Raw genomic sequence first — 15184 nt, 5'->3', positions numbered from 1 at the left:
TTTATATTGTAATTACAACTTGTTACCACAATGCTTGCAATATAAAGCATGAACACGTTGGCTACTCATCATTTTTATCGCTTGATTAGCCTCTGCGTGACTTAAACCAAGCTCTATACGCAGCATTTCTAAGTGTTCTTGCTCGTTTGGGTCTATTTTCCCGTCGCTTAAGCTATGTAAGATAGCCTCATTAAAAGCATCGCGGCTTTTACGCTGTTGATCGGCAAAGCTAGAGGCAAGTAACCCTGTGGGAATTGCTACCATACCCATACTTAGTAAGGTGATAACACCGCCAAAAACACGCCCTGCGGCAGTTACGGGCACAACGTCACCGTACCCTACCGTGGTTAGTGTTGCCATGGCCCACCACATAGCTTGTGGAATAGAACCGAACTTATCGGGTTGTATGTCATGTTCGAGCAAGTAGATACCGCATGACGCCATAATTAATACAACCGACATGATAAAAAACGCAGCCATTAAGCTACTACTCTCTTCTTTAAAGGCGGCTAACAACAGTTGCATAGCCCTTGAATAGCGAGTGAGCTTAAAGATACGTAACAACCTGACAACTCTTAAAAAACGTAAGTCAAAAGTGATGAATACCATCAGCAAGGTCGGTAAAATAGCTATTAAATCAATGATTGCCAGTGCAGAGCAAAAATACTTGAGACGTTTTTTTATATTACTGCAGGATAAATGTTTATATTCAATTTTATCTACACAACACCACAGCCTTAATAAATACTCTATAGCAAAAATGGCGACGGAGATGAGCTCGAGTTGGAGAAAATAGTCGTGATATTGCTTTGCAAGGTTTGGTACCGATTCGAACACAATAGCGACAACATTGGTCATAATCAGGGCAATTAAAAAGAGATCTAGATAGCGCCCTACATGATAGTATTTGCCACTACCTTCAAGTATGGTGGCTATTTTTCCACGATAAATAGTTAGCATAATGAGTTTAATTTTAACTCCATATTAATAGTGCCTTCTTCAAAGTCACGAGTAACGGTAAAGTCGAGCTTTTTAGCTAATTCGATCATACCGCCATTTTCTGGCAATGTAATACCACTGAGTAATAAGATCCCTTGTTGCGCTGCATAGTCAATGATAGCACTCATTAATAATCGTCCAAGACCTAACCCTTGAGAATCAGAGCGCACAATTACTGCAAACTCTGCACTTGAATTATCTGGCTCAATCAAAAGGCGAGATACTCCCAGCGTTCGATAACTACTTTTGTATGGTTCAATGATAATAAATGCCATTTCTCGGTCATAATCGATTTGTGTCATTTTAGCGAGTTGTTCGTGGTTAAATTGCGGTAGTTCACCAAAAAATCGACGGTAACGATCTTCTTTTGACAAAGATTGATCAAACTCTTGATGGGCGCGTTCATCTTCTGGTTTTATGGGCCTCAAAATGGCGCTCTGACCATTTTTTAAGGTAACATTTTGTACTAAATCTTTAGGGTATGGTCTTATTACTAAGCGCTTTTTACCTAATGTGGGTTGATAGGGAGCTAAGGTAATATTGGCATCAAGTACTAAAAACTGGCCACAACTGGCAAGGACTGGGTTGAGTTCAATAGACCATATATCAGGTTGGTCAATCACTAATTGTGATATACGCGTGAGTAAATCACAGAGTCGATATTTATCAACCTTATCTGGTATTGCACGCTCTTTAAGTACCCCTTTATCATGTGCTGCGGCAATCAGGTATTTAGCCAAGTTCATATTTAATGGCGGTAGTGCCACTGCAGCTTGCGAAAACTCAAGTCCAGTTCCAGCTTCACCAAGTAAAATAACTGGACCAAAGTTTGGTTCAGTTTTTACCGCTATTCGCAACTCTTGCGCACCGGCCCGGGGTGCCATTTTCTGCAGTGAAAAGCCCTCAATAAGCGCATCAGGATAAGCGTTTTTGATACGTAACAGCATCGCGAACGCAGTTTGCTCTACTTCGTTACTGTCGTTTAAATTTAGCACAACACCACCTACTTCTGACTTAGAGGCTATTGATGGGCTGATTAATTTAAGTGCTACAGGAAAACCAAGTTCAATGGATTGCTCTTTTGCTTCAGTAGGTGTTAACGCGACGCGCGTTTCTGTGCAATCAATATCATAATGACAAAGTAGCTGATGCGCCAAGTGTGTGGATAGTGAGGCATATCCTTGTTTTAATAAAGACTGAATTGTTTTTTTCGCGGCTTTTGCATTGATTTGTTTATTGTCGCTTTTGGACTCTGGTGTTTGGGTTAAATGCTTTTGATTTCGACGATAACTGATTAAATGCATAAATGCACCTACAGCACCTTCTGGCGTGCGGTAAGTTGGAATGTCATTATCAGCGCAAATATCCCTTGCTGAGTAAGCCGCACTTTCACCCATAAAATTGGTCATAACAAAAGGGCGCGCCATTTTAGGAATTGTCTGTAAAGTCGTTGCGATAATTTTTGCATATTCTTCACTAGGTGCCAGCGCTGATGGCGAGTGAATGATCAGCAAGTTTTTTACTTCTGGCGCTTTTAGCAGGATCTCAAGTGCCTTTTGATAGCGTTGCGGGGAGGAGTCGCCAAACAAATCTACGGGGTTAGATGTTTTATCTGATTGCGGTATTATGGCATTCAATGCGGCACGTGTTTTTGTATCAAGTTGTGCAAGCTTGCCAGAGCGCTGCAGTAAAGTATCAACAGCCATCACACCGGGCCCGCCGCCATTAGTTAAAATACAAAGGTGCTCTACTTGTAAAAGTTTGGGGTGTAAAGCCAGTGTTTGGGTGGCAGCAAATAACTCTCGTAAATCATTCACTCTAAGCATACCAGCACGTTGAAACATGGCATCATACACCGTATCGTCTGAAGTTTTACCACCAGTGTGTATATAGGCCGCTTCTGCCCCAGCTTGGGTTCTGCCTGTTTTAATAACAATGACGGGTTTGCTAAAGGCCGCAGCTCTGGCTGCAGAGATAAATCGTCTAACATCATCGATATTGTCTATATATAATAATATCGCTTTGGTTCTTGCATCACGGCCGAGAAAATCCAGCAGTTCATCAAAATCAATTCCTAAGCAATCCCCAACAGAGACAAAATAGGAAAAACCAATGCGCTTACTTTGTGCCCAGTCCAATATAGTTGAGCACACAGCAGCTGATTGAGAAACAAAAGCCAGTTTTCCTGAGGTGGCCACAGTATGAGAGAAGCTTGCATTGAGCCCAATATGTGGCACGAGTAGCCCTAAGCAATTGGGCCCAAGTAATTGGATATTGTGACGCTTAGTTACCTTTTTTATCGCGATTTTTTGCTTGCTATTTAAACCTGCAGCGATGATCACTACGTTTTGACAACCGATATCACTTAACTGTTTGAGTAGCGGTTCCAGAGTATGCTTATTAGTACAAATAACCGCAAGTTCAGGAGGCTGTGGTAAGGCGTTAATACTCGTATATGCTAGTACCCCATGTACCGCTTTGTGTTTAGGGCTGACAGGCATGATTGGGCCTTTAAAGCCACCTTGCAGTAAATTGCGCATGACCACAAATCCAGCACGCTCGGGTGAGTTTGAGGCACCGATCACGGCCACGGAGCGTGGATTTAAAAATTGCCCTATTTGTTTAACGCTCATTTATTTTCCTGTTTTAATCCATATGGTTAAGTAATCTCAGCTCTGGATAAGCGAATTTGCCCAATAAAGCTATTTTTCACACTCTCGGCGTTGCTTTCATTTGCAATAGCACGTTATTACTGCATAAAATTGCCTTGATATTGAACAAAATATCATCATTGGATTGTACGTAACATCTGTTGAAAAATATTCTCTATTACAAAACCCTTATCCAAACCTGAGATTAAGTACTAAATCTTGATTGAGACTTAGAGCGTGCTTATCTTTGTTGTTTGTTTATGAACTATTATGCTGCATTGCTCATTTGGCGTATTGAAAGCCTTTGATGTGCACAAAATTCATACCTCATATGTCAACATGCCCTAGCTTGGATACATGAGGCATTCAGATACAAGTAGTTAAACTCATCAGCTCAAAAGTTGAAAACTTTGGTGAGTTATCACTTTAATCAGTTTTTGGTTATTGATCGAGCCATAATCAGTGATAGTTTGATCTAGCAACTTATTTGGAGCAATAAAAATGAATGAAGCATTGGATAAGCATATCGGGGCTGCGGGCATACTGGCGTTAGGTTTAGTACTAAGTACTTGGCTGATAGCGCAAACATTTCAAGATATAAAAAGTATGGAAAGAACGGTGCAGGTCAAAGGTCTAGCAGAGCAAGAAGTGATGGCTGATACGGTGATTTGGCCGGTATTTTACAAAGATGCTGATAATAACTTGGAAGCGTTGGTAGCAAGACTTGAGGAGAAAAACTCAGCTATTCGGGCATTTTTAACTTTACATGGTTTTAATGAAAGTGAGGTGAGCCAAGCAACACCCTCAATTGTAGATAAGTATGCACAAGAATATGGTCAAAATGAGCGAGGTTTTCGCTATGTTGCTAAATCAGGTCTGACTGTGTTTAGCCATCAACCAGATAAAGTTAAGCTTGCGTTGGGTCAATTAAGTACATTGGCAAAGCAGGGAATAGCGATTACTCAAGATGACTATCAAAACCGGATTGAATATATGTTTACAGGTCTTAATGATATCAAACCTAAAATGGTGCAAGAGGCAACGCAAAAGGCACGTGAAGTGGCACTTAAATTTGCTAAGGATTCAGACTCTCAACTTGGTAAAATAAAATCAGCGCGCCAAGGGCAATTCAGTATTAGTGACAGAGATAGCAATACACCTCAAATCAAAACTGTGCGTGTTGTCACAAGTGTTGAATACTACTTGTCAGATTGAGGCACAGGCAGTTGCCAGCGAGTGAGTATTTGCGCATAAACACCACTTTTTTTAATATGCTCCATAGCGGCACTGAGCTTTTGAGCGATTTTTGGGTCTAATTTAATGTTTGCACTAAGCCAAAGATCTGAGGAAAGTCCTGTTAAATGCAGTTTTTTCTCGATAAGTTTAGGGTTTAAGCCACTGCGTATAATCTCGTTTTCAAGTGTTAGCGTGTTGGTGAGAACAAGATCAATACGCTTTTTATAAAGCAGTTGCCAAAGTTGTGTGTAGTGACCGACAAGCACCAGGTTTTCTTCTTCACTGAACCCAGCTTGTTGCAAAAAGCGAGCACTAGAATAGCCTCGAATGGTACTTACTCTTAAGTTTTGTGCTGCTTCGAGAGTTTGTGGATTGATTGGGTTACTCGCTAAGCTTACTAAGTATGCATCAGCAAAATAGCTTTGTGCAATCCATTTAAACTCTCTGGCTCGTTCGGGGGTTTTGATTAAAGAAAGCATCAGCGCATTAGGGTCTTCTTGTAGCTCTTTATAGGCACGCGCCATAGGCATGATGGAGAATGTGCCATCAAGTTCTGCGTGTTTTAATGCGGCATGTGTTATTTCTACAAGGGCTCCAGATATTTGCCCTTGGGCGTTTTTAAAATGGTATGGGGGTAAGTCTTCTGCATAAAATATGAGTGCTTGTGCCTTTGAGACTATGCTCACAAGCACAGTGATTAAAATACAATGAAAAAATCTCAACGCCATACTACCTCCAGTGTTCAACTTCCCATTGTAGATTGTTTATGGGTTAGCGTACATGACTAAATAGCACACAAAGGCACATCGCATTTATCTTTTTAAAGTACTTGATCTATTATACCCATTTTATTACAACATCGACCATTCTAGCGAGCTAACTGACTCATTAACCGAGTTAAAAGTGACCCATTTAGAATAATGACATACCGTAGCTTTCGCCTTGTTACTAAGTCATTTATCTATCGAAATATCTGGTAATTTATTTAATGGTATTACATTAGGTCAGTTTTAATTTTCTGTAATAAATAGAGCTCTCTAATCAAAGACTGGCCTTTTTTTTCGCTGTTTTTTAAGGTGCGCTGGTTGTGTGCAATTGCTTCATTAATGTTTACCCAAACTGGCTTCATGCCATTTGCTTGCTCGTAGTCTTCCATTTGAGGCTGGTTGAATTGGCCGCATATTTCACAAATATAACAATTTGATATGATGTGGATATTGTCATAATCATGTTTGTACCAAACACGGTACTCCTCGTACCGACCAAACTCTCTGATATTAACGATACTTTCTACGCCAGTTTCTTCTTGTAGTTCCCTAAGTAATGCTTGTTCTAAGGTTTCGTTTTTATCAATGCCGCCACCTGGTAGTGAATAATCGTCATAGCGGGCGGTGTATAACAACAAAATCTTCTCACCATCAAGTACAATGGCTCGAGTTGTATGGCGAGTAAAATGAGTGCCAGGTAGCGTATTGACAGTGGTTGGATTTAATTGCTGCATTATAACGGATATCTAGTGGTATATTTTGATAGCCAATTATACGGTATGTGCAAACAAAGGTTAATGTTTTAGCTGCGCAAAGGCCCATACAAGGGCCTTAGGGGGAAGCTTGGGGTTTGTTCAAATTAAGGCTTTTAATACAACAAAGTTAATAAGGAGAGGGAAAGTGGTGCAGCACTTCATGCACAGCTTTAATTTGCTCACCTGTTAAATTAAGATCGAAAGCCTGTATGTTTTCTTTTAACTGTGACATTGAGGTGGCGCCAATAATGGTTGAAGTGACCCCATCCACTTGATTAACCCAAGCGAGTGCTAACTGTGCTGGTGTTATACCAAATTGTTGAGCAAGCTTTGTATATGCCTCAATTGCTTGATTGGCTTGGAGCGTATCTCTAAATAACCCATTGCGCTGCATATGTGTCCAACGAGACCCTTCAGGGCGCGCACCATTGAGGTATTTACCCGTTAACGAACCCGCAGCTAGGGGAGACCAAGGTAAAAATGCAATGTCTTCGTGCACGCAGTTTTCAATTAGATAAGGCCAGTCTTTTGTGTGTAATAAGTTAAATTCGTTTTGAATGGCAACCGGTTTGGCAAGGTTATGTTGTGAGCTTAGGCGCAAATAGGTGTTGATCCCCCAAGTGGTATCATCTGATAATCCCCAGTTACGAATTTTACCTTGTTCAATACAAGCATGAAGGGCTTGTAAAATATCTAGCATCGCGGCAACTTCTTGATCTCGGTTAACGTCAGAGAATGTCACCATACCAGGCCAATGCTTGGCAAAATGAGGTGAAGTTCGATTAGGCCAGTGTAGTTGATAAAGGTCGATATAATCAGTATTCAAACGCTGCAAAGAGTCATCAACTGCCTGCAAAATTGCTTGTCCTGTGATTGGCGCGCCTTCTCTAATCCAGCTTACGCCACTGCCTGAAATTTTGGTTGCCAGTATCAACTGCTCTCGCTTTTCACGATGTCGTGCTAACCAATTACCGATGATTGATTCGGTTTTACCATATGTATTCGCAGAGGGGGGAATCGCATAAAGCTCAGCGGTATCTATAAAATTAACACCATGGCTGAGTGCGTAGTTAATTTGCTCGTCTGCATCATGCTGATTGTTTTGCAAACCCCAGGTCATACTGCCCAAGCACACTCTTGATACATCGAGTGTGCTACTACCGAGTCGACTAAATTGCATGCTAAATCCTTGTTAAAGTTAGATTCGACGTTAACGTCAAGACTTACCCAGTTTAGTGCATTCAGGGCACGAGTAAAAGTTGCAACAGGGGTAAAATTATGGGCATAATAAGCTGTATATAAACACAGTTGTTTGATGATGCGCAAATTCATACATATTGATATGGATTGTTTCTATGCAGCAGTTGAAATGCGAGACAATCCTAAGCTGACTAATATTCCGATGGCAATTGGTGGCAGTAGTCATCGAGGGGTTTTGTCTACGGCTAATTACCTAGCGCGTGAATATGGCGTGCGCTCTGCAATGTCTAATTATCAAGCAAAAAAGCTGTGCCCTCAATTAGTAATTGTGCCTGGCAGGATGGCGGTTTATAAAGCGGTATCAGCACAAATAAGAGCAATATTTACTCGTTATACGCAACTGATAGAACCGCTGTCCTTAGATGAAGCATATTTAGATGTAACTGATTGCGGTGAGTTTGGTGGCAGTGCAACTTTAATTGCACAGCAAATACGGGCCGATATTGAGCGTGAAACTGGCCTTACGGCCTCGGCAGGTATTGCATCGATTAAATTTTTAGCAAAGATAGCCAGTGATGAAAACAAGCCAAATGGACAGTTTGTGATAACACCCAATGAGGTGCATGATTTTATTGATACGCTGCCTTTAAAAAAAATACCAGGAGTAGGCAAAGTCACCCAGCAAAAACTATTGGCATTGGGCTTTCAGTACGGTTGCGATATAAAAGCCAGTAGTGAAGATTTTTTGTATCAACGTTTTGGTAAGTTTGGGTTGGTTTTATGGCGTCGCTGCAATGGCATTGATGAACGCCAAGTGGAAACTCATCGCGTAAGAAAGTCGGTTGGAGTTGAAACGACATTCAGTGAAGACACCAGTGATGGAGAAGAGTTAACACGGCGGCTTATTGAGTCGTTGTTTCCTGAACTGACTCGGCGTTCACAATCGTACTTGCAAACACGTGGTATGAACAAGCTAGGCGTAAAGGTTAAGTTTTTTGATTTTCAATCAGTGAGTAAAGAATGCCAATATGATAGCTTAAATGTTGAGGTACTGGTCGCGCTATTACAAGACTTGCTTGTGCGCTACCCAAATAAGCCAGTTCGCTTGATTGGTATTAATATTGGGCTTATTGATACTAAAAATAGCCAAGCTCAGCTAGGTTTGTTTGATTGCGACTAAAAGGTAAGTGCATTATTTGTTAACTGTGTTAATTTCTAAAATTATATTAATACAATAATGAGCACGGGAGCCCACAATGCAGTCAATTGTGATAGTCATGTTTGGCATCATCGGGATGCTATTCGGTTGGTTTGTTTATTCCAAATTTATTGCTGAAAAAATTTTTAAGATGGATGACACTTTTGTCACTCCGGCCCATGAGTTAAATGATGGTGTAGATTTTGTGCCTACCAACAAAGTGGTACTTTGGGGTCATCATTTCACGTCTGTTGCGGGAGCTGCTCCCATTGTTGGGCCTGCAATTGCAGTGTATTGGGGATGGGTCCCTGCGGTGTTATGGGTGGTCATTGGCACCATATTCTTTGCCGGAATTCATGATATGGGGGCATTGTGGGCCAGTTCGCGTCATCAGGGTAAGTCAATGGGGGCACTTTCTGAAACCGTCATTGGTAAGCGTACCCGTGCTTTATTTATGATTGTGGTTTTTCTGGTGTTATTAATGGTGAATGCTGTATTTGGTGTCGTTATTGCCAACTCATTTGTGGCAAATCCTAGTGCGGTATTGCCAGCTTGGGCTGCAATCGCTGTGGCTTTGGTTATAGGGCAACTACTCAAGCGCAAAGTGCCGTTAGTACCGTTGTGTATAATTGGCGTTGCTATTTTATATGCCACTATCTACATGGGCTCAAGCATGCCCTTGGCATTGCCAACAGAGATGTTTGGTCTTAGTGATAAAGCCAATTGGATTGTGATTTTATTCATCTATGCTGCTGTAGCATCTTTATTGCCAGTATGGATGCTTTTACAACCGAGAGACTTTATCAATGGTATGCAATTATTAGTTGGTCTGATATTGCTTTATGGTGCGGTATTTGTGGTTATGCCAGATATCACAGCCCCGGCATTTAATACGCAGGTCGTTGCCGAAACACCCAGCATCATACCCTTATTATTTGTCACCATAGCATGCGGTGCTGTTTCCGGCTTTCATGGCATTGTGTCCTCAGGTACCAGTTCAAAACAGTTAAATAAAGAAACCGATGGACGATTTGTCGGGTATTTAGGTGCAGTCGGTGAGGGGGCTTTGGCTTTAATTACCTTAGTTGCAGTGAGCGGCGTAATGCTAGCAATGTCGCCTGAGCAATGGCATGAAATATACAGCCATTTAGGGGCGGGTAGTGTGGGGGCGTTTATTACTGGAGGCTCTAATTTAATCAGCAGTGGTTGGGGCATTTCGGCAGAAGTTGCGGCGACATTGCTGGCAGTGATGGTGGTGCTTTTTGCGGGGACAACCATGGACTCAGGTGTGCGATTGCAGCGTTATATTATTCAAGAGTGGGGTGATATTTATCAGTTGTCACTATTAAAAAATAGCATTGTAGCCACACTAATCGCTATTGGGTGTTGTTTGCTACTTGCTTTTGGGGCTGGTGGAGCATCGGGCAGCGGAGGTATGATTATATGGCCATTGTTTGGTTCAACTAATCAAATACTAGCCAGTCTTACTTTGTTAGTTATCTCAGTATATTTAATAAAGCTCGGCCGTTCAGCTAAATACACCTTGATCCCTATGAGTTTTGTATTACTAATGGCATTTTTTGCTGGTGTGATTAAATTGCAAGAATACTACCAGCAAGGTAATTGGTTGCTGGTAGTATTAGATTTAATCGTATTGGTTGTCAGTGTGTTGGTAATGTTAGAAGCGTGGTCTGTGATAACTAAATATCATCGTACTAAAGCTGTAAGTTCATCTGCACAATAGCGACTTTACTGGCAAAGCATTATTAAATAACCCATAATCGGGCCCTTATTTTGTAACTAAGGGCCTTTTTTATGTCTTTTCCTTTTGCGCTACCGTGTAGTGACTTAGTCAATAATAATGCAGATGCAGTGATAGTCATTGCTGCTGACGTTCATAACCTTGATGATGAACGCCTCAATAAGGCTGTTGCACCTTATTTAGCCGTCGATGCTAGAATTTCGAGTAAAGCAACTTTGGTGCTTGCAGATGAACTGCCTGGAAAGCGCTTGATAGTGTCACCAACAGGCCCATTAAACCGCGATTATGATGATGTACGCCGTGTTTTTGATGCGGCAAAATCAGCCATTAGTGAAGCCAAAGCAGCCGGTTGCAAAGCGCCTGTCTTGCATGTTGTCGGTATGCCTAAAGATGTTCGTTATCAAAATGCCCTACAAGTGGCCTATTTAGGCGCGTGCCAAGCGCTATGGCAGCCACTAGAAGCGCGTGAGTATCGTGGTCAAAGCATCGAGCCAATGACTGAAATTAGCATGCTAGGGGCTGATGAGACACTGTGTAAGCAGTTAAATGCCATAGCTGCGGGTCAATATGCTGCCCGTGATTTGTGTGGTACCGAGCCTGAACGTATGGCACCGCCAAAATTTGCTGATTACTGTGTTGAGTTATTTGCAGGTACTTCAGTATCAGTCGATGTTATTTCGGATATTAATACGATAGAGCAGCAATACCCTATGCTTGGCACTGTAGCTCGTGCTTCTTATGCTGTAGAGCGACATCATCCTCGTGTTGTAAAGTTGGTTTATACACCAAGCGATGAAGTAAAACGCACACTGATGTTTGTTGGTAAAGGGTTGGTGTATGACACCGGGGGGGCTGACCTTAAAGTGGGTGGTTTTATGGCAGGAATGAGCCGTGATAAAGGCGGAGCTGCCTCGGTTGCAGGTTTTATGAAAGCGGTAGCTGATTACCAACCCGCTGGCGTTAAAGTGATAGCCTATTTAGCCGTAGTACGTAATTCAATTGGTTCTGACTGCTTCGTACCAGATGAAATTATCACTTGTCGTGAAGGGTTGAAGGTACGTATTGGTAATACTGATGCAGAAGGTCGTTTGGCAATGGGTGATTTATTAAGCGAAATGAAAGAGCTGGCTAAATCAGCAATCAATCCAGAGCTATTTACAGTTGCAACGCTTACAGGTCATGCAGCACGAGCGGTGGGGCCATATAGTGCTTATGTTGAAAATGGTCCTGCACGAGCAATAGGTGTATCTCGTCAGCTAGCGGATATTGGTGATTTGTGGGGTGATGGCGCTGAATTATCGCGTAGTCGCCGCGAAGACTATGACTTTGTGAAACCTCGTACCTTGGCGGATGATGTATTATCAAGTAACAATGCACCATCGGCAGTGACTGCCCGCGGTCATCAATTCCCAATGGCATTTTTGGCGATTGTTGGTGGTTTAGACAAACACGGTAGTGATTCAGATTTACCATTGCCGTATGTGCATATGGACATTGCAGGCAGCGGTGTGGAAGGTGGCGATTGGCAACACGGTAAACCGACTGCGGCAACAGTCAGTAGCTTATTTGCTCGTTACTGCTTGTAAGCTTATTTTTTCAAGTTTTAATAGGAAGGGCACTTAATGTGCCCTTTTTAAGTTATGTAGTAAAATGACTGGTACTTATTTAAGTCCTAGTACTGATTTACCTTGCTTGAACGTTACGTCAACAGGAATATTCGCTTTAGAGAGCTTTTCTAAATCGGCCGCCAGCTCAGTTTTAATATCCCCATGTGTTGCAATAAGTTGATCAACTTTTTGATAATCACCATCACCTTGTAAAGTTATAATTAGGTTTGATAGTTTCTCCATAGCAACAGCCATTTTCTGCATATCAACCTTGTAATGGCCTTGCGAATTTTTTGAAAATGCACCTTGTTCTTTGAAAAAGTTAAAACGGATCATGTTCGCTTTACCATGAGCACTAGAAGCACCAAAACGTACCGAGCGGAAGATCCCAGCCATAAAAGTAACATAGTAATCTTCGATAGTACCTTCTGTGATTTCGCCTTTATTTAGTAACTGCTCAACCATATACAAACCTAAAATGTCAGCTTTGCCTTCTTCAAGCGCGCTTGCGTGTTCTTGCAAAGATTGGCGGACAGTTCCTTTGTTTGTTATGGTGTTTTTTATACCTAACCCATGTGCTACTTCGTGGAACATGGTATTAGCAAAGAATGCATCGAAGGTGATATGTTTGCGCTGCTCTGGCACAATAAGTTGATCTGCTATCGGTAACATTATTTTGTCAAACTTAGCACGCATAGCATTTTTAAGTTGTAGGCGGCGAGTGCCTTTTTCTAGCTGAACTTGCTCGTCATTTGGCAAGTTGATGGCAATTGTTTTGCTACCAGCATTTGAGTGACCAGCATAGTAAATGACATCATAAGCATTTAAATCAGCATCAGAACCGGGTACTTCTTGTTTGTACTTCTCATCAACTGGTAAGCCTGTTTGTAGCTCAGGTAAGAAAGCGGCAAACTTGGCTAAACGCTCACTCCATGCTAAATCTTTGACAAGTACATATGACTCAAACCCAGCTCGATAGCCAAATAATTGATCTTCATATGTTTCAATTGGACCAATAACCACATCGATAGGGTTATTTTTCATATCCATCCAAGCGAAGTCAGACGTTTGGTAACTGTTGTTTAATAGCGCATCGGCGCGTAATGTTAGGTAATTAGCAAATTCTTTATCATCGGCCAGTTTACTGGCTTCTCGTAAAAGCTGAGCGGCTTGAGATAGCTCTTTTTCATAAATTTTAGAATAGGGAAGAGTATGAAGTTTACCCTGCTCATCGCGCTTAACGATTGAGTATAGGCCTTTTTTGTCTTTTAAATCTGAGTTATTTAACTCTTCTTTAGTCATATCGTGAGGGTAAAACTCAGCACCCGGCGCTTTATTTTCAAAGCCATTTAAGAAAACTTTGTCGCCGTCTAGCCTATCCCAAGGACCGTAGTTAATATCGGCAAACTTACGCACTTTTTCATCTTTAATACGGCTTAAAAAAGTGTCTTTATCCATTGCAAAGCTTTGCTTCCAAAATAGGTCATCCATTAATTTAGATGCATCTATCAGTTTGGCTATCATTTTTTTTGGTTATTACTTAGGTGTGATAGGTCAGTTTGTAACGTAACTTCGGTGTAAATATCTAATCGAGATTGTGGCGTGTTGATTAGTTCATAGCTAGGTTGTTTTTGCTGTGAGCCTTGAACTTTGGTTACGGTGCTTGCAGGGTCTGAGCATGCGCTTAATGCAAGTGTACTGGCAATAATGAATGCTTGGCTGATTTTAGAAAGTCTCATGTTGCTCTCTTTGATTGTTATTAGAAAAAATGCGAGTCTACTTTACCTTATTCGTTAAAAATATTCTGCACAGATGCGGTGCAATTATTAGAAAAGGCTCTAAGTGAGCGCAAGAGAAATATTTTTATGTATATTTCTTAACTTTATGGCGATGTTAGACAATACTAAAACCATATAACAACAGTACTTTAATGCTAATAAGCCGTTTTGGAATCGAACCTATGTCAACAGAGAATGCCTTACTTACCATCCTTATTGATAGAATAAATAATGATACTTTAGTGTTGCCTACCTTACCTGATGTGGCGGTTAGAGTCCGCCAAGCCGCAGATGATCCGGAAGTTAACTTGATGCAAATGGCTGATGCTATATCTCATGATCCTGCGTTATCAGCGCGAATGATTAAAGTAGCGAACAGCGCTTTTATGGGCCGCTCAGTTAAAGTTAATACACTTAACCAAGCTGTCACTCGTATTGGGCTTAGGCAAATTAAAAATATTGCAACAGCAATGGCGATGGAGCAATTGTTCGTTTCTAATAATAAACTGATTAAAACTTACATGGATAAAGCATGGCAAAAAACCTTAAAGGTGGCATGCCAAGCTATCACAACCATGGATTTTTACCTTAAAGTTAATAAACATACCTCACTTAATAAAGATACGATTACTTTGGCGTCGTTAGTTTTTAATATTGGTGTTCTTCCTATTCTAACCGAAGCAGAGCGACACCCTGAGGTATTCGCTAACCCGAGTTTTTTAGCACATGCAATTCAAAAGTTGGCAGGAAAAATTGGTGGTGCGATTATGCGTGAATGGGGTTTTACAGAAGAGTTTGTAGAAGTAGCAGAGAGCTGGTCTAATCCTAATTATAAACCTGAACAAGACAGCTATGTAGACTTTATTCGTGTTGGCGCAATATTAGAAGGGATTTTACAAGTATCAGATAAAGCAGCGTCGCTAAGTATTTACGAGCAAAAAGGAATTGTTCGCTCTGTGGATATGTTTACGAGTGAAGAGTATCAAGCCTTGCTTGAAGATGTGAAATCGATGTTTGCATAAATAAGCATTGAACTAGGGGTTGTTGATCTTTGAGGTATGGATTTTGTTCAAATCAAAGGCTTTCATTACGCGAAATGAGCAATGCAGCATAATAATTTATGTTAGTTGCGAATGACAAAGTAATGGAAGCCTTTGGTGAACCCTTTGGGCTGCGCCATTCGGGCATTTTTTCTACGTTATCACCTGACTTACATAGAGTAACTATGCTA

At 41.2% G+C, this 15184-nt stretch carries 10 protein-coding genes and 1 pseudogene; 5 read left to right on the top strand and 6 right to left on the bottom strand.

The genetic code is table 11. The features are described 5' to 3' along the window. Positions 1-12 precede the first annotated feature (12 nt). Positions 13-960, bottom strand: a complete 948-nt coding sequence (locus SANK73390_RS06975) for an ion transporter (protein WP_462764926.1) — start codon at positions 958-960, stop codon at positions 13-15. Next, positions 954-3632: a bifunctional acetate--CoA ligase family protein/GNAT family N-acetyltransferase gene (locus SANK73390_RS06970; RefSeq protein WP_462764924.1), complete on the bottom strand. Its 2679-nt coding sequence runs from the start codon at positions 3630-3632 to the stop codon at positions 954-956. Before SANK73390_RS06970 ends, SANK73390_RS06975 begins: the two co-directional genes overlap by 7 nt. 519 nt (positions 3633-4151) lie before the next feature. Here SANK73390_RS06970 and SANK73390_RS06965 point away from each other — a divergent pair. Further along, on the top strand, positions 4152-4865 hold the full coding sequence (locus tag SANK73390_RS06965) for an SIMPL domain-containing protein (RefSeq protein WP_462764922.1): 714 nt from the start codon (positions 4152-4154) through the stop codon (positions 4863-4865). Here the strand turns inward: SANK73390_RS06965 and SANK73390_RS06960 are convergent. From SANK73390_RS06960 to SANK73390_RS06950, 3 genes are all read right to left on the bottom strand, one after another. Further along, positions 4850-5614, bottom strand: a complete 765-nt coding sequence (locus tag SANK73390_RS06960) for a substrate-binding periplasmic protein (RefSeq protein ID WP_462764920.1) — start codon at positions 5612-5614, stop codon at positions 4850-4852. The two genes, SANK73390_RS06965 and SANK73390_RS06960, sit on opposite strands and share 16 nt — an antisense overlap. Before the next feature lie 266 nt (positions 5615-5880). Next, complete coding sequence (locus tag SANK73390_RS06955) at positions 5881-6387, bottom strand: NUDIX hydrolase (protein WP_462764918.1); 507 nt, start codon at positions 6385-6387, stop codon at positions 5881-5883. A gap of 148 nt (positions 6388-6535) precedes the next feature. After that, positions 6536-7588: an aldo/keto reductase gene (locus SANK73390_RS06950; RefSeq protein ID WP_462764916.1), complete on the bottom strand. Its 1053-nt coding sequence runs from the start codon at positions 7586-7588 to the stop codon at positions 6536-6538. A 138-nt stretch (positions 7589-7726) separates the two neighbouring features. Here SANK73390_RS06950 and dinB point away from each other — a divergent pair, with 138 nt between their 5' ends. From dinB to SANK73390_RS06935, 3 genes are all read left to right on the top strand, one after another. Then, a complete protein-coding gene (gene dinB / locus SANK73390_RS06945) occupies positions 7727-8788 on the top strand; it encodes a DNA polymerase IV (RefSeq protein ID WP_462764914.1) in 1062 nt (353 codons plus the stop codon). Positions 8789-8864: 76 nt separating this feature from the next. Beyond that, a complete protein-coding gene (locus tag SANK73390_RS06940) occupies positions 8865-10550 on the top strand; it encodes a carbon starvation CstA family protein (RefSeq protein WP_462764912.1) in 1686 nt (561 codons plus the stop codon). A 71-nt stretch (positions 10551-10621) separates the two neighbouring features. After that, on the top strand, positions 10622-12154 hold the full coding sequence (locus SANK73390_RS06935) for a M17 family metallopeptidase (RefSeq protein ID WP_462764910.1): 1533 nt from the start codon (positions 10622-10624) through the stop codon (positions 12152-12154). A gap of 75 nt (positions 12155-12229) precedes the next feature. Here the strand turns inward: SANK73390_RS06935 and SANK73390_RS06930 are convergent. Then, a pseudogene (locus tag SANK73390_RS06930) lies at positions 12230-13914 on the bottom strand (dipeptidyl-peptidase 3 family protein). A 221-nt stretch (positions 13915-14135) separates the two neighbouring features. On the opposite strand from SANK73390_RS06930, the gene SANK73390_RS06925 reads away from it, so the two are divergent. Continuing rightward, positions 14136-14975, top strand: coding sequence for an HDOD domain-containing protein (locus tag SANK73390_RS06925; RefSeq protein ID WP_261592486.1), 840 nt, complete (start codon positions 14136-14138; stop codon positions 14973-14975). Positions 14976-15184 lie beyond the last annotated feature (209 nt).

This window comes from Pseudoalteromonas sp. SANK 73390 (assembly GCF_054966645.1).
The sequence above is the reverse complement of the archived record's forward strand: the minus strand, read 5'-3'. Positions and strand labels throughout refer to the sequence as shown.